Origin of the sequence: Raoultibacter massiliensis (assembly GCF_900199545.1) — a bacterium.
In the GTDB taxonomy this organism is placed as follows: domain Bacteria; phylum Actinomycetota; class Coriobacteriia; order Coriobacteriales; family Eggerthellaceae; genus Raoultibacter; species Raoultibacter massiliensis.
In genome coordinates, this window is sequence record NZ_LT962670.1 from 740,727 (window position 1) to 767,393 (window position 26,667).

The window sequence follows — 26,667 nt, forward strand, 5'->3', positions numbered from 1 at the left end:
AATGGAATACATGAGCACTGCTGACATCCGCGAAAAATACCTGCGCTTTTTCGAGGCGAAGGGCTGCAAACGCATGCCTTCTTCCTCGCTGATCCCCGACGATCCGTCGCTTCTGCTGACGAGTGCGGGCATGGTGCAGTTCAAGCCTTACTTCCTTCAGCAAAAGCATCTTGAAGCTCCCTATGTCGGAACGACGACGGCTCAGAAGTGCGTGCGTACCAACGATATCGATATCATCGGCACTACGGGCCGCCATCTGAGCTTTTTCGAGATGCTCGGCAACTTCAGCTTCGGCGATTACTTCAAAGAGGAAATGTGCGCGTGGGCACTCGAATTCTCGACCGAGGTTTTAGGCCTTCCGGTCGAGCGCCTCTACTTCACCGTATTCACCGATGACGATGAGACCATCGAAATCTGGAAATCGCTCGGCATCCCCGAGGAGCGCATTTCGCGCTTGGGCGAAGAGGACAACTTCTGGCGCGCCGGGCCTACCGGCCCGTGCGGCCCCTGCTCCGAGCTGTATTACGACCAGGGTCCTGAATTCGGCTGCGGCAGCCCCGATTGCGCCCCCGGATGCGATTGCGACCGTTATCTTGAGTACTGGAACCTCGTGTTCACGCAATACGACGGCCAGGAGGACGGCACGCTCGTCCCGCTTCCGAAAAAGAACATCGACACCGGCATGGGCCTCGAGCGCATCGCCGCCATCATGCAGGGCGTCCAATCGAATTACGAGATCGATCTCATGCGCGATCTTCTGGCGGTGGGCGAGCGCTTGACGGGCAAGACCTACGGCGAAAACGCCGAGGACGATCTGAGCCTGCGCATCATCGCTGACCACAGCCGATCGGTCACCTTCATGATTTCCGACGGGATCCTTCCCTCCAACGAGGGGCGCGGCTACGTGCTTCGCCGGCTTTTGCGCCGTGCGGTCATGAAGGGGCATCTGCTCGGCATCGAAGGCACGTTCCTGAACGAATACATCGACGAAGTCGTGAAGCTGATGGGCGACGTGTACCCCGAAATCGTAGAGAATCGCGAACTCACCCGTCGCGTCGTTCTTTCCGAGGAAGAGCGATTCGGCTCCACGCTGCGCCAGGGTCAAGCCTATCTCGACGAAGCGCTGTCCGAACTCGACGGCGACGTGCTGTCGGGAGAAACCGCATTCACCCTGCACGATACCTACGGATTCCCGATTGAGGTGACCGAGGAGATAACGAGCGCCCGCGGCATATCGGTGGATCTCGACGGGTTCGAGCGTTCCATGGCCGAGCAGCGCGCCCGCGCCCGCGCCAACGCCAAGGATGCCGACAAGGCATGGTCGACTTACGGCGGCGTCATGAGCGAGATTCTCGAAGAGGCGGGCCCGACCGAGTTTTTGGGCTATGCGAAAGATGCCTCCGACGTGACCGTGCTCGCGCTCGCCCAGGACGGCAAGCGCGTAAGCGAGCTTTCCGCTGGCGAATCGGGCGAGATCGTCTGCGATAAAACGCCGTTCTACGCCGAAAAGGGCGGGCAAGTCGGCGATGAGGGCACGATGGAGGCGCCGGGCGTTTCGGTGACGGTCGCCGATGCCCAGGAGCCCGAGAAGGGCCTGATCGCCCACTCGGTTACCATTGAGGAGGGCACGGTGCGCGCCGGGGATGTTCTGCACGCGGCCATCAACGTGCCGCGCCGCGAGCGCATCCGTCGCAACCATACGGCGACCCACATCCTGCATTGGGCGCTGCGCCAGGTGCTCGGCGAGCACGTGAAACAGGCCGGCAGCTACGTTGCCCCGAACAGGCTTCGCTTCGACTTCACGCATTTCGAGGGCATGACCGCCGAGCAGATCGCCGAGGTGGAGCGCTTGTCCAACGAAAAGATCATGGAAAACCACGCCGTGCGCGCATACGAGACCTCGATCACGTCGGCACGCGAGGCGGGCGTCATCGCGTTGTTCGGCGAGAAGTACGGCGAATTCGTGCGCGTGCTCGATATCGAGGGCGTCTCGCAGGAGCTATGCGGCGGCACCCACGTGTCCGCCACGAGCGAGATCGGCTTCGTGAAGGTGACAAGCGAATCGAGCGTGGGCGCGAATCTGCGACGCATCGAGGCGGTGACGAGCTTCGACGCCTTGGCGTACATGAACAAGGTGGAAGGCGAGCTCAAGGAAACCGCCGCCGAACTCAAGGTTCCGATATTCGATGTGAGCGAACGCACCGCCGCTAACCTTAAGACGATGAAGGAGCTTGCCGACAAGCGCAAGCATAACAAGCAGGCCGCGACTAACGGCGAAGTGCTCGCAGTGCTCGAAAACGTACTCGACGCCGGCTATCCGTTGGTCGTTGCCAACATGGGCACCGTCGATGCCGGCGGGTTGCGCAATGCGTGGGATATCATCCGCGCTCGCATGGCCGCGCCGGGGGCCGTCGTTTTGGCCGCCGATAACGACGGCACGCCGATCCTGCTCGCGGCGGGAACGCCCGAAGCGGTGGACGCCGGGTTCGATGCCGGCGCCGTCATCAAGGCGATATCGCCCGCCATCAAGGGCGGCGGCGGCGGGAAGGCCGCTATGGCGCAGGCAGGCGGAAAAGACGTCGCTGGGCTCGACGAGGCGCTTGACAAGGCCCGCGCCTTGCTGGTCAAGGCGTAAGAGGACGGTTTCCGAACGCGATGAGGGTCATGGCGCTTGATATCGGGCAGGTGCGCATCGGCGTGGCCATCAGCGATCCAGCTGAGAAGGTTGCCACGCCCGTTGCGGTGCTGCCCGCAGCCGAAGTCGTCGGCTATGCGACGCCGTTTCGCCGCCTGCTCGAAGATTGGGAGCCCGAGCTGTTCGTGTGCGGATTGCCCTATACGATGGGCGCCCAAGAGGGCCCGCAGGCGAAGGGCATAAAGGCCACGGCCGAGAAAATCACCGATGCAACGGGCATTCCCCACGTGTTCGCCGACGAGCGGCTAAGTTCGAAGGAAGCCAAACGGAGTTTGCGTGAAAAGGGTTTAGGCGAACGGGAAATGCGCGGAAAAGTGGATATGATAGCTGCGAGCTTATTCCTCCAAGCATGGCTCGATGCTCGCCGTGCTTAAGGCGCGCCCTTCCGGCGCTTTAGCCCAATAGAAAGGTTTTCGATGACCCCTCGTAAACAGGTCACGTATTCGAGCCGTCCGAACCATGCTGCACGCGCGGCGCATCGGGCGGGCGAACGCCAGTTCAAGACCTATGACACGAGCCACATTCGCCCCAAAAAGAGCAAGGCTCCCATCGTGTTCGCCATCATCCTCGCCATCATTGTGATCGGCGGACTGGGCTGGGGCGGCTATACGCTGTTCACCAGCTGCTCCGCTTCCCAAACGGCGGCCGAGACGCTTGCCGAGGGCGAAAGCGTTACGGTGACGATTCCCGAAGGCTCGGGTGCGCGCACCATTGCCGAGCTTTTGCTGGATAACAAGGTCATCGGCGATTCCACCGAATTCGTGAACCGCGTTACCGAGGGCGGGCATGATTCCGCTCTCAAGCCCGGCACCTATACGTTTACCGGGCCCCTCACGCTCGACGAGGTGATCGGGCAGTTGGTGGGCGGGCCGAACGCAAACGGCGTATCGCTGACGATTCCCGAGGGGTATACCATTGCGCGCACGGCCGAGGCCGTTGCCGAGGCGACGGGCGGTTCGGTGAGCGCCGAGGACTTCACGGCCGCTGCGAACAATGCGACGGCATATGAGGCCGATTACCCGTTCGTGGCGGGCGCCTACAACGGCTCGCTCGAGGGATTCCTGTTCCCCAAGACATACCCGATCGAGGGGGATGCGACGGCTGATTCGATCATTCGTCAGATGCTTTCCCAGTACCAGACCGAGGTCGCTTCACTCGATTATTCGCATGCGGAAGAAGCCGGCTTGTCTGAATACGACGTTCTCAAGCTCGCGTCCATCATCGAGAAGGAGGCGGCGGCCGATAACCGCGCAACGGTTTCGTCCGTGTTCTACAACCGCCTTGCGATCGACATGCCGCTGCAGTCCGATGCCACTACCGCCTACGAGGTGGGCAGGGAACCGACGGCCGACGATGTGGCGACCGACGGCCCGTTCAACACGTACACGAACAACGGGCTCACTCCATCGCCCATTTGCTCGCCCGGGCTCGAGAGCATCCAGGCTGCGCTTGCTCCCGAAACGACGAATTACCTGTACTTCTACTTCGTGCCCAACGATTCGGGCGGGTTGGATTACTACTTCAGCGAAACCTACGACGAGCATCTTGCCGCTATCGCCGGCGCGTAGGCTCTGCGGCGGATTCGGCGGTTGTCCATGTCCTTTGTCGAGCCTGAAAGGTACTTCTCCCGCATCTCGATGATCGATATCCAAAAGGATATCCTCGATGCGGGGTTTACCCATGTGCTGCTTGATATCGACAATACGATTCTCACGCGAGATACGCACGAGGTTCCGCGCGACGTGTCGTTTTGGCTGTCGAAGGCGCGCAGTGCCGGACTGACGTTTTGCCTGGTGTCGAACAACTGGCACGAAGGCGTCTACGATTTGGCCCGGCGGCTCGATCTTCCCATCGTCGCCAAGGCGGTGAAGCCTTTGCCGCCTGCGTTCCTCGTTGCCCTTCGCAAGATCGGCGCGAAGCGCAAGACCACGGTTATGATCGGCGATCAGCTGATCACCGATGTGCTCGGGGCGCATTTCCTCGGCATGACGGCTTACATGCTGCAGCCGCTTGTCGAGCAGGACCTCAAGCACACGCTGCTGCTTCGCAACGTCGAGCGGGCGTTCATGGGCGATCGCGAGCCCGAAGGCGCCTCGGTGCAGGCTGCAGAAGAGCTGTCTGACGAGTCGAGCGCACAGGCGATTAACCAAGGATAGGGCGAAAGGATCGCTATGGGCGAGAACCTGTATCTGCTCGGTCATCCGATCGGGCATTCGAAATCTCCGATCATGTACAACGCACTGTACGAAAAGCTCGGATTGCCGTGGGCCTACGAGCCGATGGACTGCGTCGATGCCGACGAAGCGCGCGCATTTCTCGACGCGCGGGAATTTTTCAGCATCAACATCACAACGCCCTACAAGCCCCTCGCGTTCGAGGCGGCAACCGTGCGCGCCGCTACGGCGAAGCTTGCGCGCGGAGCTAACGTGCTCGTGCAGAAGAACGGCGCGCTTATCGCCTACAACGTCGATGGCGAGGGGTGCGTGGATTACCTGGAGCGGGCCGGGGTTCGCTTCGCGGGCAGCCAGGTGGTCGTGTGCGGCACGGGTCCGACGGCTCTCTCGATCCTGCATGCCTGCGCCCTTGCGGGGGCCAAACGGGTTGTGCTCGTGGGCCGCGACAAGGAGCGGGCGCGCGCGACTCTCGAGGCGTATGTCGAGCAATACCGGACGCTCGCTTTCGCGACCGTCGATCCGCCGGCTGCGCGCGAGGGGCGGCTGAGCTTTCGCGCAGCCTACGAACAGGTTGATTTCGCTTTCGGGGGCTACGCTTCGGCGACACAGGTTTTTTCGGCGGCGGATGTTGTCATCAATGCAACGCCGCTCGGCATGACCGAGGGCGATCCTGCGCCGTTCGATACCGCCTTGCTCCGTGGGGGGCAGACTGTGTTCGATGCGGTGTACGGGCATGGAACCACGGCGCTTGTCGCGGGTGCGCAAAAAGCCGGGTGCGCCGTGTTCGACGGGCAGGGCATGCTCGTCGCGCAGGCGGTCGCCACGGCGGTCATGCTTCTGGAAATCGCGGGGGTGGAAACCGGTCTATCGCGTGAAGAGATGTTCGACATCATGGCCGACGCCGCGGGATTCGCTCTGTAGCGGTATAATCACCTTCGAAAGAACGCCGATCGGCGTCAAGGCGACCTGCATGATCGGGACCGAAGCCAGGAGAAGCATATGCACTACATTACAGCGGGAGAGAGCCATGGTCCGGCACTGACGGCTATCGTCGATGGCGTGCCGGCGGGATTGAAGGTATCGCTTCGCCAAATCGATAGCGACCTCGCACGGCGCCAGTCGGGTTACGGACGCGGCGGCAGGCAGGCTATCGAGAAGGACCACGCCGAAATACTGTCCGGCGTGCGTTTCGGAAAAACGCTCGGGACCCCCATTGCGCTGCAGATCAGAAACAGGGATTGGGAGAATTGGACCGAGCGGATGGCTCCGTTCGGCGACGTGCCCGACGAACTGGTGCGCGAGGTGACGCCGCGTCCGGGCCATGCCGATCTGGTGGGCGCGCTCAAGACGAACACCGACGACTGCCGCAACATCCTCGAGCGCGCGAGCGCCCGTGAGACGGCGGCGCGCGTTGCCGCTGCGGGAATCGCCCGCGAGTTTCTCGCTGATCTGGGGGTGGAGATATTCTCGTACGTTACGCGCATCGGTTCGGCAAGGTTCGTCGAGGACGAGCCGATGCTTGCCGCCCCCGACTACAAGCCGCTCGACATCGAGATGAGCGATGTGCGTTGCCCCGACGAAGAGGCGAGCGAAGCCATGAAGGCCGCCATCGATGCCGCGCGCGACGCGGGCGAGAGCCTTGGCGGCACGTTCCGCGTCGTTGTTCTAGGCCTTCTGCCGGGTATCGGGGGCTATGCGACGCCTTCGGAGCGCCTGACTTCGCGCATCGGAGCCGCACTGTTTTCCATCCCCGCCATCAAGGGCGTCGAATTCGGCAAAGGCTTCGCCACGGCATCCGAGGTGGGCTCGCGAGTGCACGATCCCATCATCCAATCTTCGAAGGACGGGTTCTCTCGTTCGAGCAACAACGCGGGCGGTCTCGAAGGCGGCATGACGACGGGCATGCCCCTCATCGTAACGGCGGCTATGAAGCCGATCCCCACGCTTGCGAATCCGCTCACGACCGTCAACATGGACACGCTCGAGGTCGAGGAGGCCTCGAAGGAGCGCAGCGACGTGTGCGCCGTTCCCGCCTGTGCGGTTGTGGCCGAAAGCGAAGTGGCGTTTGTGCTCGCCAACGCCTATCTCGAGCGGTTCGGCGATGCGAACATGACTGACATCAGGGCGGCGGTCAAAGCGTATCGCCAGCGCATCAAGACCATGTCGCGGTAGGCGGATACCCGCATGGCGAACAAGAGGCAACAGCGTCCGATCCATCAAGGGCCGCCTTCCGACCGAGGCAACGCGCAGGGCCCGCAAGGCAAAGGTTCGCCTGTTCAGACGGGCAAGCCGAACCGCCAAGCTCCGAGCCCGAAGGCTCAGGCGGGGCGCCCCAAGCAACGTACGCAGCCGGCGCAGAGGCCTCCCTGCACTCTTGGACGACCCGTGTTCTTCGTCGGTTTCATGGGCGCGGGCAAGACCTCGGTTTCGCGCCGTCTTGCGCGGATGTGCCGCATCTCGTCGATCGACCTCGATACTTATATCGAGAGGCGGGAGGACAAGAAGGTCAAAGAGATTTTCGCAGCGGTGGGCGAGGGGGGATTTCGCGCGATGGAAACAGAAGTGCTTCGCGAATTCACAGCTGCTGAACCCGCGCTGGTATCATGCGGCGGCGGCATCGTGAAAGCCGCTGAGAACCGCGAAATTCTCAAGCGCGGCGGATTCGTCGTGTACCTCAAGGTTTCCGCTGACGAGGCCCAGAGCCGCATCAGCGACCTTTCAACGCGCCCGCTGTTCAACGATCTGGCGCAGGCGCGCAAGACCAATGAGGAAAGGCTGCCCTTATACGAAGAAGTAGCCGATGTCGTGATCGACACGGCAGGCAAGAGCGTGGGCAGAATCGCCGCCGAAGTAAGAGACGTGTTGAAGAAAGAGGGAATCTTGTGGCAGTCGCACGAATAGTGGTCAACATCGCCAATGCCCCGAGCTACGACGTTCGCATAGGCGGCAACCTTGTCGAAAAGCTCGGCGGCTACCTGAGGGAGGTCAACCAGTCGGATACCGCCCTTGTCATCACCGATGAAAATGTCGGACCGCTCTACCTCGCCGCCGCGAAGGCGTCGCTTGTCGATGCGGGATACCGTACGCTTGACATCACCGTTCCGGCAGGCGAGGGGTCGAAGTCCGTTGCGGTTTCGAGCGAGATCTGGACGGCTATGGCCGACCTCAAGCTCGGGCGCGACGTGCTCGTCGTGGCGCTCGGCGGCGGCGTGGTAGGCGATCTTGCCGGATTCGTTGCGGCGACCTACATGCGCGGAGTCGCGTTCGCCCAGGTGCCGACAACGCTGCTCGCGATGGTGGATTCTTCGGTGGGCGGGAAAACGGGGATCAACCTCGAACAGGGAAAGAACCTGGTCGGATCGTTCAAACAGCCGATTCAGGTGTGTGCAAGCGCCTCGGTGCTCGCCACGCTTCCCGAACGCGAATGGGCGTGCGGGTGCGCTGAGATCGCCAAATCGGCGGTTATCGACTCCGACGAGTTCTTCTTCTGGCTTACCGATGCGGCGGAGGCGCTTGCTGCACGCGACGAGGGCGTGGTTGCCGAAGCAATCGCTCGCTCGGTCGTGTTCAAGGCGAACGTGGTTGCCGAAGACGAAACGGAAAGCAGGGGCGTGCGCGAATGCCTCAACTACGGGCATACGCTCGGTCACGCCATCGAGGCGCTTGCCGGGTTCGGCGCGTTCTCGCATGGCGCGGCCGTGGCCGAGGGCATGCGGTTCGCCGCGCGGCTCGGCGCGGCTTGCGTCGGCACTCCGACCGATCTGATCTTCGCGCAAGACGAACTGCTTGACGCGCTTGGGCTGCCTTCGCTCGACTGGTCGGCAAAGCCCGAAGAACTGCTTGCAGCTATGAAGGGCGACAAGAAGGTGCGCGGCGGACATCTGCGCTTCGTGCTTCCGCGAGAAGTGGGGCTGTGGGAAGTGGTCGAGGTCGATGACGAAACGGTGCTCGAGCATCTTGGCGCCTGGGTCCGCTCGAAGGAGACGCAGATCGTGCAGTAACGCATCGATCTTGCCCTGCTTCCGGTCGGGCCAAGCGCTGCCTCTGGATGCCATCTCCGAAGCGCTACCCCGAAGGGCGGCTCTCGAAGGGCGGCTCCCAAAAGGCCGTCTCCGAAGTGCCATCCCAAAGGGCTCCTCCCAAAGGGCCGCCTCTGAAATGCACGCTTTTGCCCGAAATGTTGCGTTTTTTCGGTTTCGCGGGCTGGCCGGCGACCCTCAAGGCGGGAATCGCGGAAACGGCGAATTGCTGAAAGCGATTGACCTGGTTTTATGCCGAGCATGAGTGCGGGCGGTTTTGTCAGCGCGCTTCGGAGCGCAACATTTCGAGCAAAAGCGTGCATCTTACGCGCCGCCCTGCATCCGTAGCGGCGCGTAAGATTCTTCGTGATATACTCGCCCGTGCCGGTGCGTGGCGGGCTGCGGCAGGCTGTTGTTGCGATCGAGATGCAAAGGAGTTTCTGGTGAACAAAATCCTTCTGTTGAACGGGCCGAACCTCAACATGCTCGGAGTTCGCGAACCCGAGGTGTACGGCCGCGATACGCTCGAGTCGATCGAAGCCGAGGTAAGCGCGTATGGAGCCGAAAGGGGCGTTGCCGTCGATTGCTTTCAGTCGAACCACGAAGGAGCACTCATCGATAAGCTCCACGAGGCGCATACGGCTTACGACGGCGTTATCTACAATCCCGGTGCCCATACGCATTACTCGTATGCGTTGCGTGACGCGATCGGGTCAATCGGCACGCCGGTTGTCGAGGTGCATCTTTCCGATATCGAAGCGCGTGAGGAGTTCAGGCGCATTTCGGTGATTGCGCCGGTGTGCGTCGCGCAGATCAAGGGCAAGGGAAAGCTCGGATACAAGGAGGCGCTCGATGTCTTGCTCGAACTCGAGAATCGGTAGGCTTCGCGACCGCATGGCCGACTTGAAGGCCGATGCGATCTACGTCCGCGACCAGTCGAATCTAAGATGGCTGACCGCTTTCGACGGCGTGTTCGATGACGAAGACGCCCATGCGATGGTTGTAACGCCAGGTTGTGCCGTGCTTCACACCGATTCGCGCTACGACGAGGCATTCGGCCGCGCGGCGAAGGGTACCGAGGTGCGGATCGACGGCTCGAGGAAGACCCATGCGGCGTTTGCGAAAGCGGCCATCGGCGATGCGGCTGCGACGCTGGCCATCGAAACGTCGATCGAATTGGGCGAATACCGAAGCCTTGAAAAAGAGTTCGCCGATGCGCCCATCCGCATGCTCGAAACGAGCGGCGTGATCGTCGGCCTGCGCGAGGTGAAAGACGCCGACGAGGTCGCCCGCATGAAAGCAGCCCAGGCTATCACCGATGCCGCATTCGCTCATATCGCCGCATTCGCGAAGCCGGGCATGACCGAGCGCGAAGTGCAGATCGAGCTCGAGGATTTCATGCTGCGCCATGGGGCCGAGGGCCTGGCGTTTTCCTCGATCGTGGCGACGGGCGCCAACGGCGCATCGCCCCATGCCATCCCCGGCGAGACGATGCTCGAGGCGGGGCAGTGCGTCGTGCTCGATTTCGGAGCGCGAGCGCGGGGATACTGTTCCGATATGACGCGCATGCTTTTTCTGGGCGAACCCGACGAGCGCATGAGACGCGCTTACGAGATCATCCGCGAAGCGAACGAACGCGTGGAAGACGCTTTGAGGCCCGGCGTGATCGGTGCCGACATGCATCAACTTGCCGAAGACGTGCTTGTCCAAGGCGGCTTTGGCAACAAGATGGGTCACGGCCTCGGGCACGGCGTGGGCATCGACATCCATGAAGAGCCGGTTTTATCGCCTCGAAACAAGAAGCCGCTTGCGCCGGGTAACGTGGTCACCGTCGAACCGGGCATCTACGTGGCGGGCGAGTTCGGCATGCGTTTGGAGGATTTCGGCGTTGTCACGCATGACGGATTCGAGGTTTTTACGCAATCCACTCATGAGATGGTTATAATATAGCGGCTTTAAGTTACGTGTGGGATGCAGGGCATATGATCCTCGTGTCCTGAATCTGAAAGGATTTGATAGATGGCAATTTCAACCGCCGATTTCAAAAACGGCATCTGCATCGAGTACAACGGAAGACTTTGCACGATCGTCGAGTTTCAGCATGTGAAACCCGGAAAGGGCGGCGCATTCGTGCGCACGAAGCTTCGCGACATCAAAACCGGACGCGTGATCGACAACACGTTCAACGCCGGCGTTAAGGTCGAGCAGGTTCGTCTTGACAACAAGAAGATGCAGTACCTCTACAACGACGGCTCCGATTACTATTTCATGGACAACGACACCTTCGAGCAGATGTCCGTTCCCTCCGAGATCATCGGCGACAATTCGCAGTGGCTCAAGGAAAACGACGAAGCTTCGATCCTCTATGCGGGCGACGAGCTCATCAGCATCGAACCCCAGATGTTCGTCGAGCTCGAGGTTACCGAAACCGAGCCCGGCTTCAAGGGCGACACCGCCACGAACACCACCAAGCCCGCAACGCTCGAGACCGGTGCGACCATCCAGGTCCCCACGTTCGTCGAGATCGGCGACGTGCTGCAGATCGACACGCGTGACGGGCGCTTCATCAAGCGCGTGTAAGCGCAGGGCAAGGCAAGCAAATCATAGAAAAAGGAACGGGTCGTCGGCCCGTTCCTTTTTCTAAGGTGCATGGCTGTACGACATGCACCTCGCATGCTCGGCAGACGGTTGTCAGCCGACTCGAGCGAGGAGAATCGAATCCGACGGTCGAAACGCTCGAGGCGATTGCGCACGGGCTTGGAAGAAGACTCATCATCGCGCTGCAGTAGGGAAGAGGCGACGGGCGCAGCTTTTGCATTGTGCAGTCCCGCCTGCGCCTTCCACCCCTCGAATATGTTACTTGTCCACGAAATCCGAGCCTCCCTGATGGATTCAGTCCGCATTCTTATATAATGCTCTAATGCCTGAATGGCGCGTTGCCGTATGGTTCGGGAAAACCACCGCATAACGAGGCTTTGTGGGTGCCGTTCAGGTCCGTTCTTTGACTATTACCAAGAAGGGGGTGTGAGTTCATGCCAAGACTTCAGATTATGGATACCACCATCCGCGACGGCCAGCAGAGCCTGTGGGCTACCCGCATGCAGATCGGCGATATGCTTCCGATTCTGCCGAAGATGGACCGTGTTGGATATTGGGCCATCGAGGCGTGGGGCGGTGCGACGTTCGATACCTGCCTGCGCTTTTTGGACGAGAACCCGTGGGAGCGTTTGCGTTCTATCAAGGCCAAGACGCCTAATACGCCGCTTTCGATGCTTTCTCGCGGCCAGAACTTGGTAGGGTACAAACATTATTCGCGCGAGATATGCAACCGCTTCATCAAGGCGGCTCACCGCAACGGCGTCGAGGTGTTCCGCGTATTCGATGCCTTGAACGACATTCGCAACGTCGTCGATAACGCCGAAGCCATCAAGGAAAGCGGCGCTCATTTCGAAGGCGCTATCTCGTATACGATGTCCCCGGTTCACACGCTCGACAGTTTTCTCGAGTACGGCCAGGCCATGAAAGATCTCGGAGCCGATTCCATCGCCATCAAGGATATGGCCGGCATGCTGACTCCGTATCGCACCGAGCGCATGGTCAAGGCGTTCAATGCCGAAATCGGCCTGCCGGTTCACATCCATTGCCATTACGTCGGCGGCATGGCTCCCGCAAATATCATCAAAGCGGCCGAAGCGGGTGCGGCGATCGCCGATACCGCTCATGCGCCGCTCGCGTTCGGCAACAGCCATCCGGCGGTCGAGATGATCGTGGCCGCCCTGCAAGAGAGCCGCTACGATACGGGGCTCGATCTCGATCTGCTGTTCGAAATCGCCGAGTACTGGGAAGAGGTTCGCAAGCGCGGCCACTACAAGCGCGGAGTCTCTTCGCTCATCCACATGCAGGTGTACTCCCATCAGGTGCCCGGCGGCATGATGTCGAACCTCGTTTCGCAGCTCGAGATTCAAAACGCCGGCGACCGTTTGGCCGAAGTCATGAAAGAGATTCCGAAGGTGCGCGCCGAGGTAGGCTATCCGCCGCTCGTAACGCCGCTTTCGCAGATCGTCGGCACCCAGGCGGTGTTCAACGTGCTTACGGGCAAGCGCTGGAGCGTTGTGTCCAAGGAGATGAAAGACTACATCTGCGGATACTACGGCAAAGCTCCCGGTCCTATGGACAAGGAGATCGTCAAGAAGGTCGTCGGCGATTCCGAGATCCTGCCTCCCGAGGTGGCTCCCGGGTCTCTTGTTACGACGACGTACGACGAGGTTGCCGAAGAGATAGGCGATCTCGCAAAAACCGAGGAAGATGTTCTGATGTACGCGTTGTTCCCCAATGAGGCGCGTACGTATTTGAGCAAGCACCGTACATCCGAAAAAGTCGATTTTCTGCTGGAGCAGGAATCGAGCGGTACCAAGGAGGACGATTACGTGGATATCAATCAGATTCGCGAGCTGGTTCGCGTGGCCGAGGAGAGCGGCGTCGGCGAGATCGTCGTCGAAGAAGAGGGCACGCGCATTGCCGTTCGCATGCCCGGCGCCGCCCCCGCCGAAGCGGCCGCGCCTGCGGCAGCACCGGTTGCTGCGGTAGCCGCCGCCGATCAGGCTGCCAGCCAGGCTCCCGCATCCGCCGCAGCCGATAACGTCGACCGACCTGCCACCTGGAAGCCCGTTATCGCGCCTATGGTGGGTACGTTCTACGTGGCCCCTGGCCCCAACGAGCCTCCGTTCGTCCAGGTTGGCGATGAGGTAGCGGCCAATCAAACGCTGTGCATCGTCGAGGCCATGAAGCTCATGAACGAGATCGGGGCCGACGAGATGGGTACGGTGCGCGAGGTTTGCCTCGAGGACGCAAGCCCGGTCGAGTTCGGAACCGTGATGTTCTACATCGAGCCTTTGGGAACCCCCGCTCCCGCACCGGAGACTGCCTAATGTTTAGCAAGATATTGATCGCAAACCGCGGCGAAGTGGCGCTGCGGATCATGCGTGCGTGCAAAGAGCTTGGCGTGAAAACCGTGGCGGTTTACTCCACCGAGGATGCCGATACCTATCCGGTGCAGTATGCCGACGAGGCAGTCTGCATCGGGCCTGCCCCCGCAAACAAGAGCTACCTCATACAGTCGAGCATCATCGCTGCGGCGATAAACTCCGGGGCCGAAGCAATACACCCCGGATACGGATTCTTGGCTGAAAACGCCGATTTCGCCCGCGCCTGCGGCGACAACGGCATCGTGTTCATCGGCCCGAGCCCCGAATGCATCGAGCGCATGGGCGATAAGAGCGAAGCCCGCGAAACCATGAAGATGTGCGGCGTGCCCACGGTGCCCGGCTCCGATGGGTGCATCGATACCGTCGAGGAGGCGCAGGAGTTCGCCCGCCGTGTCGGGTATCCTGTTCTCATCAAGGCCACTGCGGGCGGCGGCGGCAAGGGCATGCGCGAAGTGCATCATCCCAACGATCTCGAGGCCCAGTACAAGGCGGCTCGCAACGAGGCGGGTGCGGCGTTCGGCAACGACGGCGTGTACCTCGAGAAGCTCGTTCTGAGGCCCCGCCATGTCGAGATTCAGGTGCTGGCAGACGATTTCGGCAATCGCGTGGCCCTGTGCGAGCGCGATTGCTCCATCCAGCGGCGTCACCAGAAGCTGCTCGAAGAGGCTCCGAGCCCGGCTCTGACCGATGAGATCCGCCGGTCTATGGGCGTTGCCGCACTGAAAGCCGTACGGGCGGTGGATTATAAGAATGCCGGCACGATCGAGTTTCTGCTCGATCAAGACGGGCGCTTCTATTTCATGGAAATGAATACGCGCGTACAGGTCGAGCATCCGGTAACCGAGCAGATCACGGGAACCGATATCATCAAAGAGCAGCTTCGCATAGCTGCGGGCGAGCCGATGAGCTGCGCCGATCGTGCGCCGTTCACGCCGATGGGCCATGCGATAGAGTTTCGCATCAACGCCGAGGACCCCGATCACGATTTCCGTCCGTGCCCGGGTACCGTTACGGTATTCGACATGCCGGCGGGCCCTGGTGTTCGTGTGGAGAGTTACGTTCGTGCGGGCACGAAGATTTCCCCGTATTATGATTCGTTGGTAGCGAAGCTCATTGTATACGGACAGGATCGCGAAGAGGCGATCGCCCGTGGCAAGCGAGCGCTTGACGAGTTTGTAATCGAAGGAATCAAGACGACCATTCCCTTCCACAAGAAGGTGCTGGAAAACGAAGCGTTTGTAAAGGGCGACTTCTCGACTGATTTCTTGGAAACGCAGATGGGAGATGCTAGCAATGGCTGATCTGAACGTTGACGGCATGGCGCTTGCGCCTGGTGTCGTGGAAACCATAATCTCGATTGCTGCGAAAGAGGTGCAGGGCGTTGCCTCCGTCGGTCCTTCCGGCGTGGGCGGCCTGCGTTCCGTTTTCGGATCGAAGCCTTCGACGCAGGGCATCGAAGTCGATGTCGACGACAACGACGCGCTGCATGTTTCGGTGCGGGTCGACGTGTACTACGGCCACGTGCTCCCCGAGGTCGCCGATGCGTTGCGCACCGCTATCTCGGATGCCGTTGCAAGCCAGATCGGTATTCCCGTCGGCAGCGTCGACGTGTACATCGACGGCATCCAGTTCGCCGAATAAGCAATTCATTAAAAAGGTAGTGATGCATGTCTGCTAAGCGACACGAAAGGACCCTCGCGCGCCGCGCGGCGCTGCAGGTCCTTTACCAGGGTGAGATCCTCGACGAATCGGCGGCGGCAATCGTCGCCGATGATCGTTATTTGGCCGACGACGGTCCGCTTCCCGCCTATGCGTGCGATCTGCTCCGCGCGATCGAAGAGCATAAAAGCGATATCGACAGTCATCTCAAGGCGACTTCGGAGAACTGGGCGCTTGAGCGCATGCCGGTTGTCGACCGCTCGATTCTGCGACTGGCAACCTGTGAGATGATGTATGTGGACGATGTGCCGCTTTCGGTTTCGATCAACGAAGCGGTCGAGCTTGCGAAAGATTTCGGGGGCGAAGATGATTCGCCCCGGTTCGTCAACGGCGTGCTCGGTCGCATTGCGACGTCGTTGGAAGAGGAATGCGATGGCAAGTGAGACGAATATCACGTTCGAAAACGTGAAGGAGCGCCTTGACGAGATCGTCGATGCTGTCAACGACGAGAGCATTTCGCTTGACGACGCGCTCGATCTGTACGAAGAGGCCGTCAAGCTCGGCATGCAGGCAAGCACGCTGCTCGAAGAGGGCCTCGCCCAACAGGATGCCGAGGCGGAAGCCGACGGCGGTTCGATCGACGAGGCGAACGCGGCGTCCGTTTCCGGTACGGAGCAAAGCGCCGTGTCGGAAGACGCAGGCGCGGCGGATGCAGACGAGCGGGCGGAAGATGCCGTCTCCCGACTTCAGTAGGTGAGCGTATGGACGACCGTATTCTCGACATAATCAGCTCTCCGAGCGATCTCAAGCTTCTCACCGATGAGGAGCTTGCGCTTTTGGCGACCGAGATCCGCGAGGAAATCGTAACCGTGACGTCCCAGACCGGCGGCCATGTCGCATCGAGTCTCGGCGCGGTGGAGATCATCCTCGCCGCCCATTCGCTGCTCGATTGCCCAACCGACAAGCTTGTTTTCGATGTGGGCCATCAGGCTTATGCGCACAAGCTTTTGACGGGTCGTCAGGATGCGTTTGACACGCTGCGCTGTTACGGCGGCGTATCGGGCTTCCCGAAGCCCGGAGAAAGCGAATACGACGTGCATCCCTCGGGGCATGCCTCCGACTCCCTTTCAACGGCGCTCGGCCTTGCGCTGGCCCGCGATCTGAGGGGAACCCATGAGCGCATCGTCGCCGTGATCGGCGATGCAGCGCTTTCGGGCGGCATGGCGTTCGAAGCCCTCAACCATATCGGCCAAGCGCAGACGCCCATGGTCATCATTCTCAACGATAACGAGATGTCGATTTCGCGCAATGTCGGCGCCCTCATGAAGCACTTGGGCTACATGCGCGCATCGAGCCAGTACAGGCAGACGCGCGATTCGGTTCAAGAAAAGCTCGAGAGCAGCGGTTGGCTCGGCAACGCCATGGCGAACTTCGGACGCAACATGAAGGAATCGATGAAGCAATTCGTGATTCCCCGTTCGATGATTTTCGAGCAGCTGGGCATTCTGTGCACCGCCCCGATCGACGGACACGATATACCGCTGCTCAGGGAAACGCTCGCCAACGTGGTTGACACCGATGTGCCGGTTTTGGTGCATGTGGTTACGAAGAAGGGCATCGGCTACGGTCCGGCGGAGCGCTCGCCCGAGGTATTCCACGGCGTGGCGCCGTTCGACATCGAAACGGGCGCAGTTAAGAAGAAATCGGCCAAAGCGCCCTCGTACACATCGGTGTTCTCGAAGGCCCTCGTCGCCGAGGCGGCAAAGGACGACGACATAGTTGCCATTACGGCGGCGATGAAGGACGGGACCGGCTTGGCCGAATTCGCGGAGCTGTTCCCCGATCGGTTCATCGATGCGGGCATCGCCGAAGAGCACGCCGTCGGGCTCGCGTCGGGCTTGGCGGTTGGCGGCAAGAAGCCGGTCGTCGCCATCTACTCGACGTTCTTGCAGCGTGCGATCGATCAGATGATCATCAACAACGCGCTTCCCGAACTCAACGTGGTGTTCGCCATCGATCGGGCGGGGATTGTCGGCGAAGACGGGCCGACGCATCACGGCATGTTCGATATCGCGTATACGCGCATGATTCCCCACATGAAAGTGCTCGCGCCCTCGAACGAGGCAGAGCTCGTGCGCTCGCTGCGGACGGCGCTCGCTTTCGGAGGTCCGTTTGCGATCCGCTACCCACGCGGTGAAGCCGAAGGCGTCGAGATACCTGCGGAGTCCGAGCCGTTCGATCTGGGAAAAAGCAGGCTTGTGCGCGAAGGGTCCGATGCCGCTGTTCTCGCATTTGGGCGTATGGTGGGCAAAGCGGAGGAAGCTGCGTGCATCCTTGCCCGGGAAGGCATCGAAGTGCGGGTCGTCGACATGCGTTGGGTCAAACCGCTCGATACGGAGGCCATCCGCGAGGCTGCGAAGCTGCCGCTTGTCGTTACGGTCGAAGGCGGCGTGATCGCCGGGGGAGCGGGCGAAGGGGTTCTCGGCGAACTCGCGAGGCTGCAGGCGAGCGTTCCCTCGCTGACGCTCGGCATCGACGACACGTTCGTGAGCCAGGGCAAAACCGATCTGCTACTGCATGATCTTGGCCTCGATGGCGAAGGCATTGCGAAGTCGGTGAGGAAAGCGCTCGGGCGGTAGGAGCCTCCGCGTTCGCTGCCGATGACGTGTGCCGCTTCGTTTGGCTATCCGACGAGGTGGATTGTTTCGTCGAACGTTTCGGCGAGCTTCCAGGGACCGAAGAGATCGGCTGATGCAAACGATGCTTTAGCCGTTCCCGAATTGCCTTGTCCGAGGGTCATCAGATACCAACCGTCTTCGTAAGCGAGGCTGTCGATGGTGGAGAGGTATTGCACCTTCGGCGGCAGATCGCCATAGGGCAGCTGCACGCTATGCCAGGTATCGCCCGTGTCGGAAGTTGCATACAGTACAGGATACGATCCGTCCATCCCGTCGTTGAGTGCGACGATGCCGTTTCTCTCATCGGCCATGGCGATGTCTGCGAGCGTGCTGCTCGTCATGGTGAGGGGAAGCTCTTTTTCCGTCCAGCTCGTTCCTCCGTCGAAGGAGAAATAGCACAGCTTGTGCTCTCCGGCGCCCATCGACCAATCGGTTCCGAGCGCCGCGTAGGCGAAGTCGGGCGAGGTGAACCCGATAGCGCGCTTCGTGATGGCTCGTCCGAATTCCGCGGCAGACGAGAGCGGCACGGTTGTCCACGACGCTCCGTCATCGAAGGTCATCTTCAAAGTGGGTGCCCCGCCAAAGAAAAACGCGATCGGCAATTCGGCGTCGGTCGACACGAATACGCTCTCCGGTGGGAGAAGCAGGCCGTTTCGGTAGAATTCGAGGGTTTCCGCAAGCTCTTCTTCGGTGAGGTCGGACTCGATCCAGCTCTGCCCGTAGTCTTTTGTGAATCGCAGGGTTTCGCCGCTGATCGCATAGTCGCATTGCATGGTCGATTGCTGGTTTCCCGTTGCCGTTTCGGCTTCTGCGGGGTCGAACGCGTACAGGTACTGCTGTCCTTCAATCGTGCTCATCCCATCGAAGAGGCGGATTACGACGTTCGTGTTGCCGTCGCTGACCCCACCTCTTCCTGCATTGTATGCTTGCTGGTCGAGTACGGGAAAGGCCGCGTTGTTTCTGCCGTCGAAGATGGGCGTGCCTTCCGGGATTACCGTATGAGGTTGGTAGCTGACGACGAAGCGGTCGAGTCCGCTGACCTTGATTTGGTCGGCTAAGGGGATTTTCCCGAGTTGCTCGTCCAAGTAATCGAGCGTGCTGTTCGGGTTGGCGGTGTGCACGATGTTCGAGCTGTCGGGCTGCATGCGCTCGTATGAAAGGACGATGCCCGAATAAACGTATTGCGCCATCCCTCGGTAGTTCCCGTTTTCAAACACGTCGAGCGAAAGAGTGAAGCTTTCGACGAAGCCGTTTTCGTCGACCGTAGCTTCAAAGGCGGCAACGGTGCAATCTTGCGGCGTTTCTCCCGATTGCTCGATCAGGTCCTGAAAACCCGATAATCCCTTTTCGGAAAGGGGATAGGAGTTAAGCGAATAGAAGTTATCGCCGCGAACGATGACGCCTGGGTGGATGACCGCAAGAACGAACGCAACGGCTATCGCGATGCAGGTTAGCGCGATAGCCGCGATGATGATCGGTGCCTTTCGCCTCGAATTCGCGGGGCTTTTGCTTTCGCGAGCGTGTCGGGGCTTTGCGGGATGGGCGTCCGTCAGTCGGCCTTTCTCTCCATGATGTAGTCATCCATGACGAATCCGCCTCCGATATCGGTTTCGGCGGCTTCGATCGTTTCGAAGCCCTTCGCCTCGTATGCGCGAATCGCGATGTCGTTTTGCTTGTTGACGGTCAGGTACATGGCGCTGAGGCCGCGCATGCCGCACAGGCGATTGTAGAAGCGGATGACGCGGGTTGCGTAGCCCTTGCCCCGTTCCGATTCGTAGAGGTAGATCTTCGATATGAAGAACCGTTTGGTTTCGGGTTCGACCTTGCCTCCGGTGTAGCCTACAATGCGCTCTTCATCTGCTTCGTCGTCGACGAGAAACCAGTACTCGTATTCGCCGTTTCTGATATCGCGGATGAGCGCTTCGAAGCTTTGGAACTGGTCCACCATGTAGTCGGTCTGGTCTTTCCCTATACGCGGCGGCCAATACTCGTGCCAGATCTCATCTGCCATGGCGGCAAGCTGCTTTATCTGCTCTTCGGTTCCCACGGGTTCGAATCTCATATGCATCCTCCTTGGCGCATGCCCCGGTGTATCGTCGTGTTTCCGTATTGTAACGCGGGGGCTTCCCGTTTGTTAAAAGACTTTTCCGAATCCGTTAACAGTCCCGTTCGAGCCGCTCGCGGCAAAGGTGGCGTGCAATTATCGAGATGTAAAACAACTGATCGGCGAAAACAGAGGAGGCAAGGAAATGTTCGATACAGGTTCGACGGGCTTCATGATCGCTTGCGCGATGCTCGTTCTCCTGATGACGCCTGGTTTGGCGTTTTTCTACGGGGGATTGAGTCGTCGTAAGAACGTCGTGAATGCCATGATCATGGTGTTTGCGGTGATCGGGATCGTCGCTATCACGTGGACGCTTTTCGGATGGTCGTTCGCATACGGCGGCGACGGGTCGATTCCCTTTTTCGGAGGCTTTGACCAGATCGGGTGCTTCGGAGTGGTTCAGGGTGTGCTCGCCGAGGCGCAGGCAGTTCCCGAAGGGGCGGTTTATCCGAGTATCGTCGACATCGTATTTCAGATGGCGTTCTGCATGATAACTACGGCGATCATCACCGGCGCGGTGGCGGGTCGCATCAAGTTCGGCGCGATCTGCGCGTTTCTGGCGGTTTGGACCATCGTGGTGTATCCGCCGCTTGCCCATATGGTGTGGGGCGGCGAGGGCAGCCTGATCGGCGATGCCATCGGTGCGCTTGACTTTGCGGGCGGCGATGTCGTCCATATCTCATCGGGCCTTACGGGGCTGATCCTGTGCCTCATTGCGGGCAAGCGCAAGGGCTTCGGCATGATGAGTTACCGCCCCCACAACGTTCCGTTCGTGGCTTTGGGTGCGACGCTTCTGTGGTTCGGGTGGTTCGGCTTCAACGCAGGATCCGAGTTCGCGGCTGATGGCATCGCCGCTCTTGCGCTGGTCAACACTGTGGTTGCATCGGGCTCGGCGCTCGTGTCGTGGATGGTGGTCGAGCGGTTGAAGGTCGGCAAGCCAACGCTTGTCGGCGCGGCGACCGGCTTGGTGGCGGGACTTGTGGTGATTACGCCTGCGGCAGGGTTCGTCGAGCCGTGGGCGGCGATCGTCATGGGACTCATAGTTTCCCCTGTTTGCTACTTTGCCATCTCGTTCTGCAAAAAGAAACTCGGCTACGACGATGCGCTCGATGCGTTTGGCTGCCACTGCGTCGGCGGCATCGTGGGCGGTGTGCTCACGGGCCTGTTCTGCGTTCCCGGGCTCTCATGGACCGAATTCGGCGGCCTGCTGTATACCGGCGATCCTTCGCTGCTCGCGAGCCAGGTCCTCGGCATTCTCATCACTGTGGTGTTTGTGGGGGTGGCCGACGTCGTTCTCGGGCTCATTGTCAAGGCGGCATTCGGGGGAAGCCTGCGGGTGAGCGAAGATAAGGAAGCGGCCGGCCTTGACGTTGCGGAGCACGGCGAGAGCGCGTATCCGGCATACATCGGCCTCGATTAGAGTAGGGAGGATTACGTATGAAAAAGATTTCGGCGATCGTTCGCCCTGAAAAGCTCGAACCCCTCAAAGACGCCCTCTTTGCGGCGAAGGTTTCGGGGATGACCATATCGCAGGTGCATGGCTGCGGAAACCAGCATGGATGGAAAGAATACTATCGCGGTACCGAGGTTATGCTCAACATGGTTCCGAAGGTGAAGTTCGAGATCATCGTCGACGACGACCTCGTCGACGCTGTTGTCGATCTTATCTGCCGAACCGCGAAGACCGGCGAAGTGGGAGATGGCAAGATATTCATTTTCCCCGTCGATGAGGTCGTGCGCATCAGAACGGGCGAGCGGGGGGATGCTGCGATTTAGGGCAGGAAGATTTTCGGGCTGTACGCAGGCGGGTTGGACTCGGGAGAGTTCTTCAAGGATAACTACAATCACGGCTTTTCCGGCGGTTGCTCGGGTTACTCTTACTTCACCGGGTTCTATGCCGCGGACCAGGCTAAGGAGTATGTTGAATCGCTGTAGGGCTTCGACGCTTCGCGCAGGGGATCGGCCGAATTGCGGCCGACCCCCATTTTGGAGCGGTTCTGTTGATTGCTCTTTTCTGCACCATGGGGCATCATTATCTCAGGATGCTGCCCGCGCATCGTCGCGAGCGGTTATGCATGCAGCGCTCAAAGGAGGCACGTATGGCGAACCTCGGTGATGGATTCAAAGACATTTTCTTGGCCGGAGTCGGCGCGATGGCGATCACAGGCGAAAAGGCCCAGGATCTTATCGGTCAGCTTATCGAAAAAGGCGAGATCACCGTCGATCAGGGAAAGCAGATCAACAGCGAGCTCAAGCACAAAGCCGAAGATGTTGCGGCAACGCTTCGCTACGATGCGCTCGAAGCGCGCATGGCGGTTATGACGCCCGAAGAGCGTACCGCATTTGCCGCACGGGCTGCCGAGCTGGCTGCGAAGGCGAACGCCGAATCGACGGCGCAGGATGCTGCCGTGGGAGATGCTTCCGAGGCGTCTGCGGCCGATACGCCCTCTGAAACCGCAAAGGCTGCGGGGAATGCTCCCGAGGCGGATGACGATGCTTCCGCTCCGACGGCATAGCCTCGGCGCAACCGAACAGAAGCCATGGCAGGCAATACCCTTCTCCGGTACTTTTTCAGCTCCGATGCGGGTATCGATCCCGAGAATCGCTTCCACCTGAATCGCAAGACGAGGGCAAGAAGGCTTCGGGAAATTTCGAGCATCCTTCGGAAGCATAAATTTTTGCGTGGTTTTTCGCCTGAAGAATTCCGCGCCATGCTCGAAGATCTTGGTCCGAGTTTCGTGAAGATAGGCCAAACGCTTTCAACGCGTTCGGAGATACTGCCGAAGGCCTTTTGCGACGAGCTCGAAAAGCTGCAGATGGCATGCGAGCCGTTGCCGTTCGACGAGATGCTCGCGGCGCTTGACGCGCAGTTCGGAAGCCGGCGTGAGGAGATATTCGTTACGATCGATCCAACGCCGCTTGGCAGCGCATCGCTTGCACAAGTCCATCGGGCCGTTCTCGAAACGGGCGATATCGTGGCCGTGAAGATCCAGCGTCCCGGCGTCAAGGAAACGATGGCGCTCGATATAGACATCATGCGCATGTTCGCCCGTCAGGCTTCGCGCTTCATGAAGGACGAGCAGATGCTCGATTTGCGCGACGTGGTCGAAGAGCTGTGGGCGACGTTTCTCGAGGAAACCGACTTTCGGCGGGAAGCGGAAAATCTTTCGGAGTTTGCAAGCCTCAACAAAGACGTGGCGTTCATCGACTGCCCGAAGGTGTACCCCGAACTATGCAGCGAATACGTTCTCGTAATGGAGTACATCGACGGCATTCCCATCTACAGCGCCGATAAGCTGATCGAGCAGGACTACGATCTCAAGGAGATCGGCAGCAAGATGCTCGACAACTACGCAACGCAGATACTCGACCATGGGTTCTTTCACGCCGATCCGCATCCTGGCAACGTGTTGATACGCGCAGGCAAGATCGTTTACATCGATCTTGGCAATATGGGCAAGCTTTCCGCGCGCGATCGTGCAGGGTTCGGCGATATCATCGAGGCTGTGGGCAAGTTGGACGCATCCGAGTTGAAGGATGCCCTCATGCGATTCGCCATCTCCAAGGACAACGCGGTCATCGACCATACGCGCTTTCTCGCCGATCTCGACCTGCTCCTTGCCGATTACGGCTCGTGCGACGTCGCGGAGATCGACATAGGTGCATTCCTCAACGATATCCTTGCTCTGACGCGGCAGTGCAAAGTAACGCTGCCCTCGTCGATCACGAGCGTATCGCGGGGAATCGTTACGATCGAGGGCACGGTGGGGCCGTTCATTCCCAATCTCAACATCGTCGCCATCATAAACGACCATATCCGCCACAGCAAAAGCGAACGCGACGAGCTGATAGCGGCGTTTCAGGACCTTGCGCGGTCTTTGCGGTCGTCTGCGAGCGGCTCGCTCGATGCAGCCGCGTATTCCGGCGACGCTCTGAAGATGCTCACGCGCGGACAGCTGAAGATGAACATGGAGGTGCTGGGGTCGGAAGCGCCGCTCACGCGCATTTCGAAGATAGTCAACCGCCTGACGATCGCTCTCATCATCGCCGGATTGTTCATCGGATCGAGCATGCTTTCTCTTTCGACCATGGAGCCGCGTTTGCTCGGGGTTCCCGTGCTGGCTTTCTTCGGCTATCTGGGTGCTGCCATCCTTTCCCTGTGGGTCGTTTTCGACATTGCGCGGAGAAAGTGAACCGCAGCAATCGGGGGCGAAGCCTTGCATAGCTCTCTGATCTGCGGATCAGCCAGATCGGGTCATCCTGTATGCAGCCGCTCGCGATGCGCTTCTGCGCGCACTTGCGTTGCGTTGCTCCACGTGTTATCTTAACGATATAGAATCCTAATAGGATGCATGTCTAATTTGATTCCGCGCGGTCGAAAACAACAGCGAGCGTTTGCATCGGGAACCGGCCGGCGGATTTTGAGAGAAAGAAGCTGTTATGGCTACGGTTACCAATCAGGTTGAGGAGCGCAAGCCGGTTACGCGCAACACCATTCAACGGGCTCTCGTCCTCGAAGCGGTTCAATCCCTTCACGAGCACCCGACGTCAGCCGATGTGTACGAGGCGGTGCGTGCGAAGCATCCGAACATTTCGCGGGCGACGGTCTATCGCAACCTCGGAGTGCTTGCCGATAAGGGCGAAGTGCTGCGCGTTGAGGTGGCCGGCGGAGCCGATCGCTACGATTTCTTCAACGAGCCCCATTACCATGCACGGTGCAGGCAATGCGGAATGATATTCGATGTGGATATGCCGTATCGGTCTGATTTGACCGAGGACGTCATCGATTCCCACGGTTTCAAAATCGAAGGCCATCAGATCATGTTCGATGGCGTTTGCCCTGATTGTCAAAAGAAATAGGAAAACGGAAGAGCTTCGCATAAATCTTTATACAATAGTTAAAGATATGCTATACACTAATATATAACTGTTAGAGGGACTTCTTCCAGCGGGAGGCTGCTGGGGGGGGGTTCTATGCGAGGTTATATGCCCAATCCGTTTGATATTTTCGATGCGCTATCGGAACTCGTCTATGTAAGCGATATAGAAACACACGATCTCCTCTATGTGAACGAGTCGACCTCCTGCATGATCGAAGGCTCTTGGCGGGGGCGCAAGTGCTACGATGCCCTGCAGGGGTTCGATGCCCCGTGCGATTTCTGCAACAACGACAAGCTGACGGCGGATGGCTTCTTCTCCTGGTCTCGCTATAACGCCCAGTTCGGAAAGCATTATGCGTTGAAGGATAAGCTCATCGATTGGGATGGGCGTCCTGCGCGTTTCGAGGTTGCGTTCGACGTAACCGATGACGTGCGGCAAAAGGCCGTTCTGGAAAACCAGCTGGGCCTCGAGACGCTGTTGGTCGATTGCATCATGGGGTTTCGCCGCTCCGATGGGTTCGAGGGCGATCTCATGCCTGCGTTCGAGAGGATGGGCCGGTTCTTCAAGGCCGATCGCGTTTACATCATCGAGGTTTACGAGAACGGGCGCATGAAAAACACTACCGAGTGGTGTGCAGAGGGCGTCGAATCGGAAATCGACGAGCTGCAGGACGTCCCTATCGAATGCATCGAGCGATGGCTTCCGCATTTCGAGCGTCGCGACTGCGTGATAATCGAAGACATCGAAGGCCTTCGTAGCGTTTCGCCCGCCGAATACGGCATCCTCAAGCCGCAGGGCATCTCCTGTCTCGTGGTCGCTCCCATTTTCGACGGCGACGATCTGTGCGGCTATATCGGCGTCGATAACCCTGAAATCGAACGCCTCGATCTGAGCGCTTCGTTTTTCAAGACGGTGGGGATGTTTCTTTCGATGGAGGTCGAGCAGGGCAAGATTCGGGAGAAGCTGCGCCGCATGAGCTTCGAGGATTCGCTTACGGGCGTGTGGAACCGAAACCGATTCATCGAGGATATACAGCAGATCGACGATGAGGGTCCCCGCGATCGGTTCGGCGTCATGTACATCGATTTGAACGGATTGAAAGACGTCAATGATAGGGAAGGCCATGCCGTAGGAGATCGCTCCTTGGTGGAAGCGGCCGATATCCTCACTCAAACGTTCAAACGTTCCAGCGTTTACCGGCTGGGCGGCGACGAGTTCCTCGTTCTATCGCTCGATAAGGATAAGGATACGTTTGAGAGGCGCGTCGAGGAGGCATCGCGAAAGCTGAGCGCACGGGCGTGCCCCTCGGCTATCGGCACGCACTATGCCGTGGAGGCCTGCACGATCGACGAGGCGGTCAAGCTGGCTGATGGGCGCATGTATCAAGACAAGCGCATGTTCTACAGCGAAGCCCCCGAATTGAGCCGCCATCGCAACATGTACAGAACGGCCGAGTAGGCCGTCTTTCGCAT

At 59.7% G+C, this 26,667-nt stretch carries 26 protein-coding genes; 24 read left to right on the plus strand and 2 right to left on the minus strand.

The annotated features are described in order from the left end of the window. Position 1 precedes the first annotated feature (1 nt). The 18 genes from alaS (at position 2) to dxs (ending at position 18,171) form a co-directional block, all read left to right on the plus strand. Entirely contained in the window at positions 2 to 2,635 is a 2,634-nt protein-coding gene (alaS, locus tag C1719_RS03040) for an alanine--tRNA ligase (RefSeq protein WP_102373736.1), read from the plus strand. A gap of 20 nt (positions 2,636 to 2,655) precedes the next feature. After that, a complete protein-coding gene (gene ruvX, locus C1719_RS03045; protein WP_102373737.1) occupies positions 2,656 to 3,069 on the plus strand; it encodes a Holliday junction resolvase RuvX in 414 nt (137 codons plus the stop codon). 42 nt (positions 3,070 to 3,111) lie between these two features. Next, positions 3,112 to 4,263, plus strand: a complete 1,152-nt coding sequence (gene mltG / locus C1719_RS03050; protein WP_102373738.1) for an endolytic transglycosylase MltG — start codon at positions 3,112 to 3,114, stop codon at positions 4,261 to 4,263. Positions 4,264 to 4,290: 27 nt separating this feature from the next. Then, complete coding sequence (locus tag C1719_RS03055) at positions 4,291 to 4,851, plus strand: YqeG family HAD IIIA-type phosphatase (RefSeq protein WP_102373739.1); 561 nt, start codon at positions 4,291 to 4,293, stop codon at positions 4,849 to 4,851. A 15-nt stretch (positions 4,852 to 4,866) separates the two neighbouring features. Next, the gene (locus C1719_RS03060; RefSeq protein ID WP_102373740.1) at positions 4,867 to 5,790 is read left to right on the plus strand and encodes a shikimate dehydrogenase family protein; all 924 of its coding nucleotides are present in this window, start codon (positions 4,867 to 4,869) and stop codon (positions 5,788 to 5,790) included. 78 nt (positions 5,791 to 5,868) lie between these two features. Next, entirely contained in the window at positions 5,869 to 7,041 is a 1,173-nt protein-coding gene (gene aroC / locus C1719_RS03065) for a chorismate synthase (protein ID WP_102373741.1), read from the plus strand. A gap of 213 nt (positions 7,042 to 7,254) precedes the next feature. Continuing rightward, a complete protein-coding gene (locus C1719_RS03070; protein ID WP_245874300.1) occupies positions 7,255 to 7,770 on the plus strand; it encodes a shikimate kinase in 516 nt (171 codons plus the stop codon). Then, positions 7,752 to 8,870 (plus strand): 3-dehydroquinate synthase, encoded by a 1,119-nt coding sequence (aroB, locus tag C1719_RS03075; protein ID WP_102373742.1) that lies wholly within the window; start codon positions 7,752 to 7,754, stop codon positions 8,868 to 8,870. Before C1719_RS03070 ends, aroB begins: the two co-directional genes overlap by 19 nt. Positions 8,871 to 9,331: 461 nt before the next feature. Then, a complete protein-coding gene (gene aroQ, locus C1719_RS03085; protein ID WP_102373989.1) occupies positions 9,332 to 9,769 on the plus strand; it encodes a type II 3-dehydroquinate dehydratase in 438 nt (145 codons plus the stop codon). Continuing rightward, a complete protein-coding gene (locus C1719_RS03090; protein WP_102373744.1) occupies positions 9,741 to 10,838 on the plus strand; it encodes a M24 family metallopeptidase in 1,098 nt (365 codons plus the stop codon). Before aroQ ends, C1719_RS03090 begins: the two co-directional genes overlap by 29 nt. Before the next feature lie 69 nt (positions 10,839 to 10,907). Continuing rightward, complete coding sequence (gene efp / locus C1719_RS03095) at positions 10,908 to 11,468, plus strand: elongation factor P (protein WP_102373745.1); 561 nt, start codon at positions 10,908 to 10,910, stop codon at positions 11,466 to 11,468. Between the two features lie 65 nt (positions 11,469 to 11,533). Beyond that, a complete protein-coding gene (locus tag C1719_RS16305; protein ID WP_180963438.1) occupies positions 11,534 to 11,677 on the plus strand; it encodes a helix-turn-helix domain-containing protein in 144 nt (47 codons plus the stop codon). Positions 11,678 to 11,920: 243 nt separating this feature from the next. Then, positions 11,921 to 13,816 carry an acetyl-CoA carboxylase biotin carboxyl carrier protein gene (accB, locus tag C1719_RS03105; protein ID WP_102373747.1) on the plus strand — a complete coding sequence of 632 codons (1,896 nt, stop codon included), beginning with the start codon at positions 11,921 to 11,923 and terminating at the stop codon, positions 13,814 to 13,816. Then, positions 13,816 to 15,174, plus strand: coding sequence for an acetyl-CoA carboxylase biotin carboxylase subunit (gene accC / locus C1719_RS03110; RefSeq protein ID WP_102373748.1), 1,359 nt, complete (start codon positions 13,816 to 13,818; stop codon positions 15,172 to 15,174). The genes accB and accC overlap by 1 nt, the downstream gene beginning before the upstream one ends. Further along, positions 15,167 to 15,514 (plus strand): Asp23/Gls24 family envelope stress response protein, encoded by a 348-nt coding sequence (locus C1719_RS03115; RefSeq protein ID WP_102373749.1) that lies wholly within the window; start codon positions 15,167 to 15,169, stop codon positions 15,512 to 15,514. Before accC ends, C1719_RS03115 begins: the two co-directional genes overlap by 8 nt. A 26-nt stretch (positions 15,515 to 15,540) precedes the next feature. After that, positions 15,541 to 15,975: a transcription antitermination factor NusB gene (gene nusB / locus C1719_RS03120; protein ID WP_102373750.1), complete on the plus strand. Its 435-nt coding sequence runs from the start codon at positions 15,541 to 15,543 to the stop codon at positions 15,973 to 15,975. After that, positions 15,965 to 16,285, plus strand: coding sequence for an exodeoxyribonuclease VII small subunit (gene xseB / locus C1719_RS03125; protein WP_102373751.1), 321 nt, complete (start codon positions 15,965 to 15,967; stop codon positions 16,283 to 16,285). The genes nusB and xseB overlap by 11 nt, the downstream gene beginning before the upstream one ends. 8 nt (positions 16,286 to 16,293) lie before the next feature. Continuing rightward, the gene (gene dxs, locus C1719_RS03130) at positions 16,294 to 18,171 is read left to right on the plus strand and encodes a 1-deoxy-D-xylulose-5-phosphate synthase (RefSeq protein ID WP_102373752.1); all 1,878 of its coding nucleotides are present in this window, start codon (positions 16,294 to 16,296) and stop codon (positions 18,169 to 18,171) included. Between the two features lie 44 nt (positions 18,172 to 18,215). Here dxs and C1719_RS03135 read toward each other — a convergent pair whose 3' ends face one another. Further along, positions 18,216 to 19,400, minus strand: a complete 1,185-nt coding sequence (locus C1719_RS03135) for a WD40/YVTN/BNR-like repeat-containing protein (RefSeq protein ID WP_102373753.1) — start codon at positions 19,398 to 19,400, stop codon at positions 18,216 to 18,218. Positions 19,401 to 19,759: 359 nt separating this feature from the next. After that, the gene (locus C1719_RS03140; protein WP_342745892.1) at positions 19,760 to 20,272 is read right to left on the minus strand and encodes a GNAT family N-acetyltransferase; all 513 of its coding nucleotides are present in this window, start codon (positions 20,270 to 20,272) and stop codon (positions 19,760 to 19,762) included. Positions 20,273 to 20,459: 187 nt separating this feature from the next. Between C1719_RS03140 and C1719_RS03145 the strand changes: the two genes are divergently transcribed. From C1719_RS03145 to C1719_RS03170, 6 genes are all read left to right on the plus strand, one after another. Then, complete coding sequence (locus tag C1719_RS03145) at positions 20,460 to 21,734, plus strand: ammonium transporter (RefSeq protein ID WP_102373755.1); 1,275 nt, start codon at positions 20,460 to 20,462, stop codon at positions 21,732 to 21,734. 17 nt (positions 21,735 to 21,751) lie between these two features. Beyond that, positions 21,752 to 22,090: a P-II family nitrogen regulator gene (locus C1719_RS03150; protein ID WP_102373756.1), complete on the plus strand. Its 339-nt coding sequence runs from the start codon at positions 21,752 to 21,754 to the stop codon at positions 22,088 to 22,090. A gap of 323 nt (positions 22,091 to 22,413) precedes the next feature. Continuing rightward, positions 22,414 to 22,830 carry a phasin family protein gene (locus C1719_RS03155; RefSeq protein WP_102373757.1) on the plus strand — a complete coding sequence of 139 codons (417 nt, stop codon included), beginning with the start codon at positions 22,414 to 22,416 and terminating at the stop codon, positions 22,828 to 22,830. A gap of 195 nt (positions 22,831 to 23,025) precedes the next feature. Next, positions 23,026 to 24,507, plus strand: a complete 1,482-nt coding sequence (locus tag C1719_RS03160) for an ABC1 kinase family protein (RefSeq protein ID WP_245874302.1) — start codon at positions 23,026 to 23,028, stop codon at positions 24,505 to 24,507. Between the two features lie 247 nt (positions 24,508 to 24,754). Continuing rightward, the gene (locus C1719_RS03165; protein WP_102373759.1) at positions 24,755 to 25,174 is read left to right on the plus strand and encodes a Fur family transcriptional regulator; all 420 of its coding nucleotides are present in this window, start codon (positions 24,755 to 24,757) and stop codon (positions 25,172 to 25,174) included. A 114-nt stretch (positions 25,175 to 25,288) separates the two neighbouring features. Beyond that, positions 25,289 to 26,653: a GGDEF domain-containing protein gene (locus C1719_RS03170; RefSeq protein ID WP_102373760.1), complete on the plus strand. Its 1,365-nt coding sequence runs from the start codon at positions 25,289 to 25,291 to the stop codon at positions 26,651 to 26,653. Positions 26,654 to 26,667: the final 14 nt, after the last annotated feature.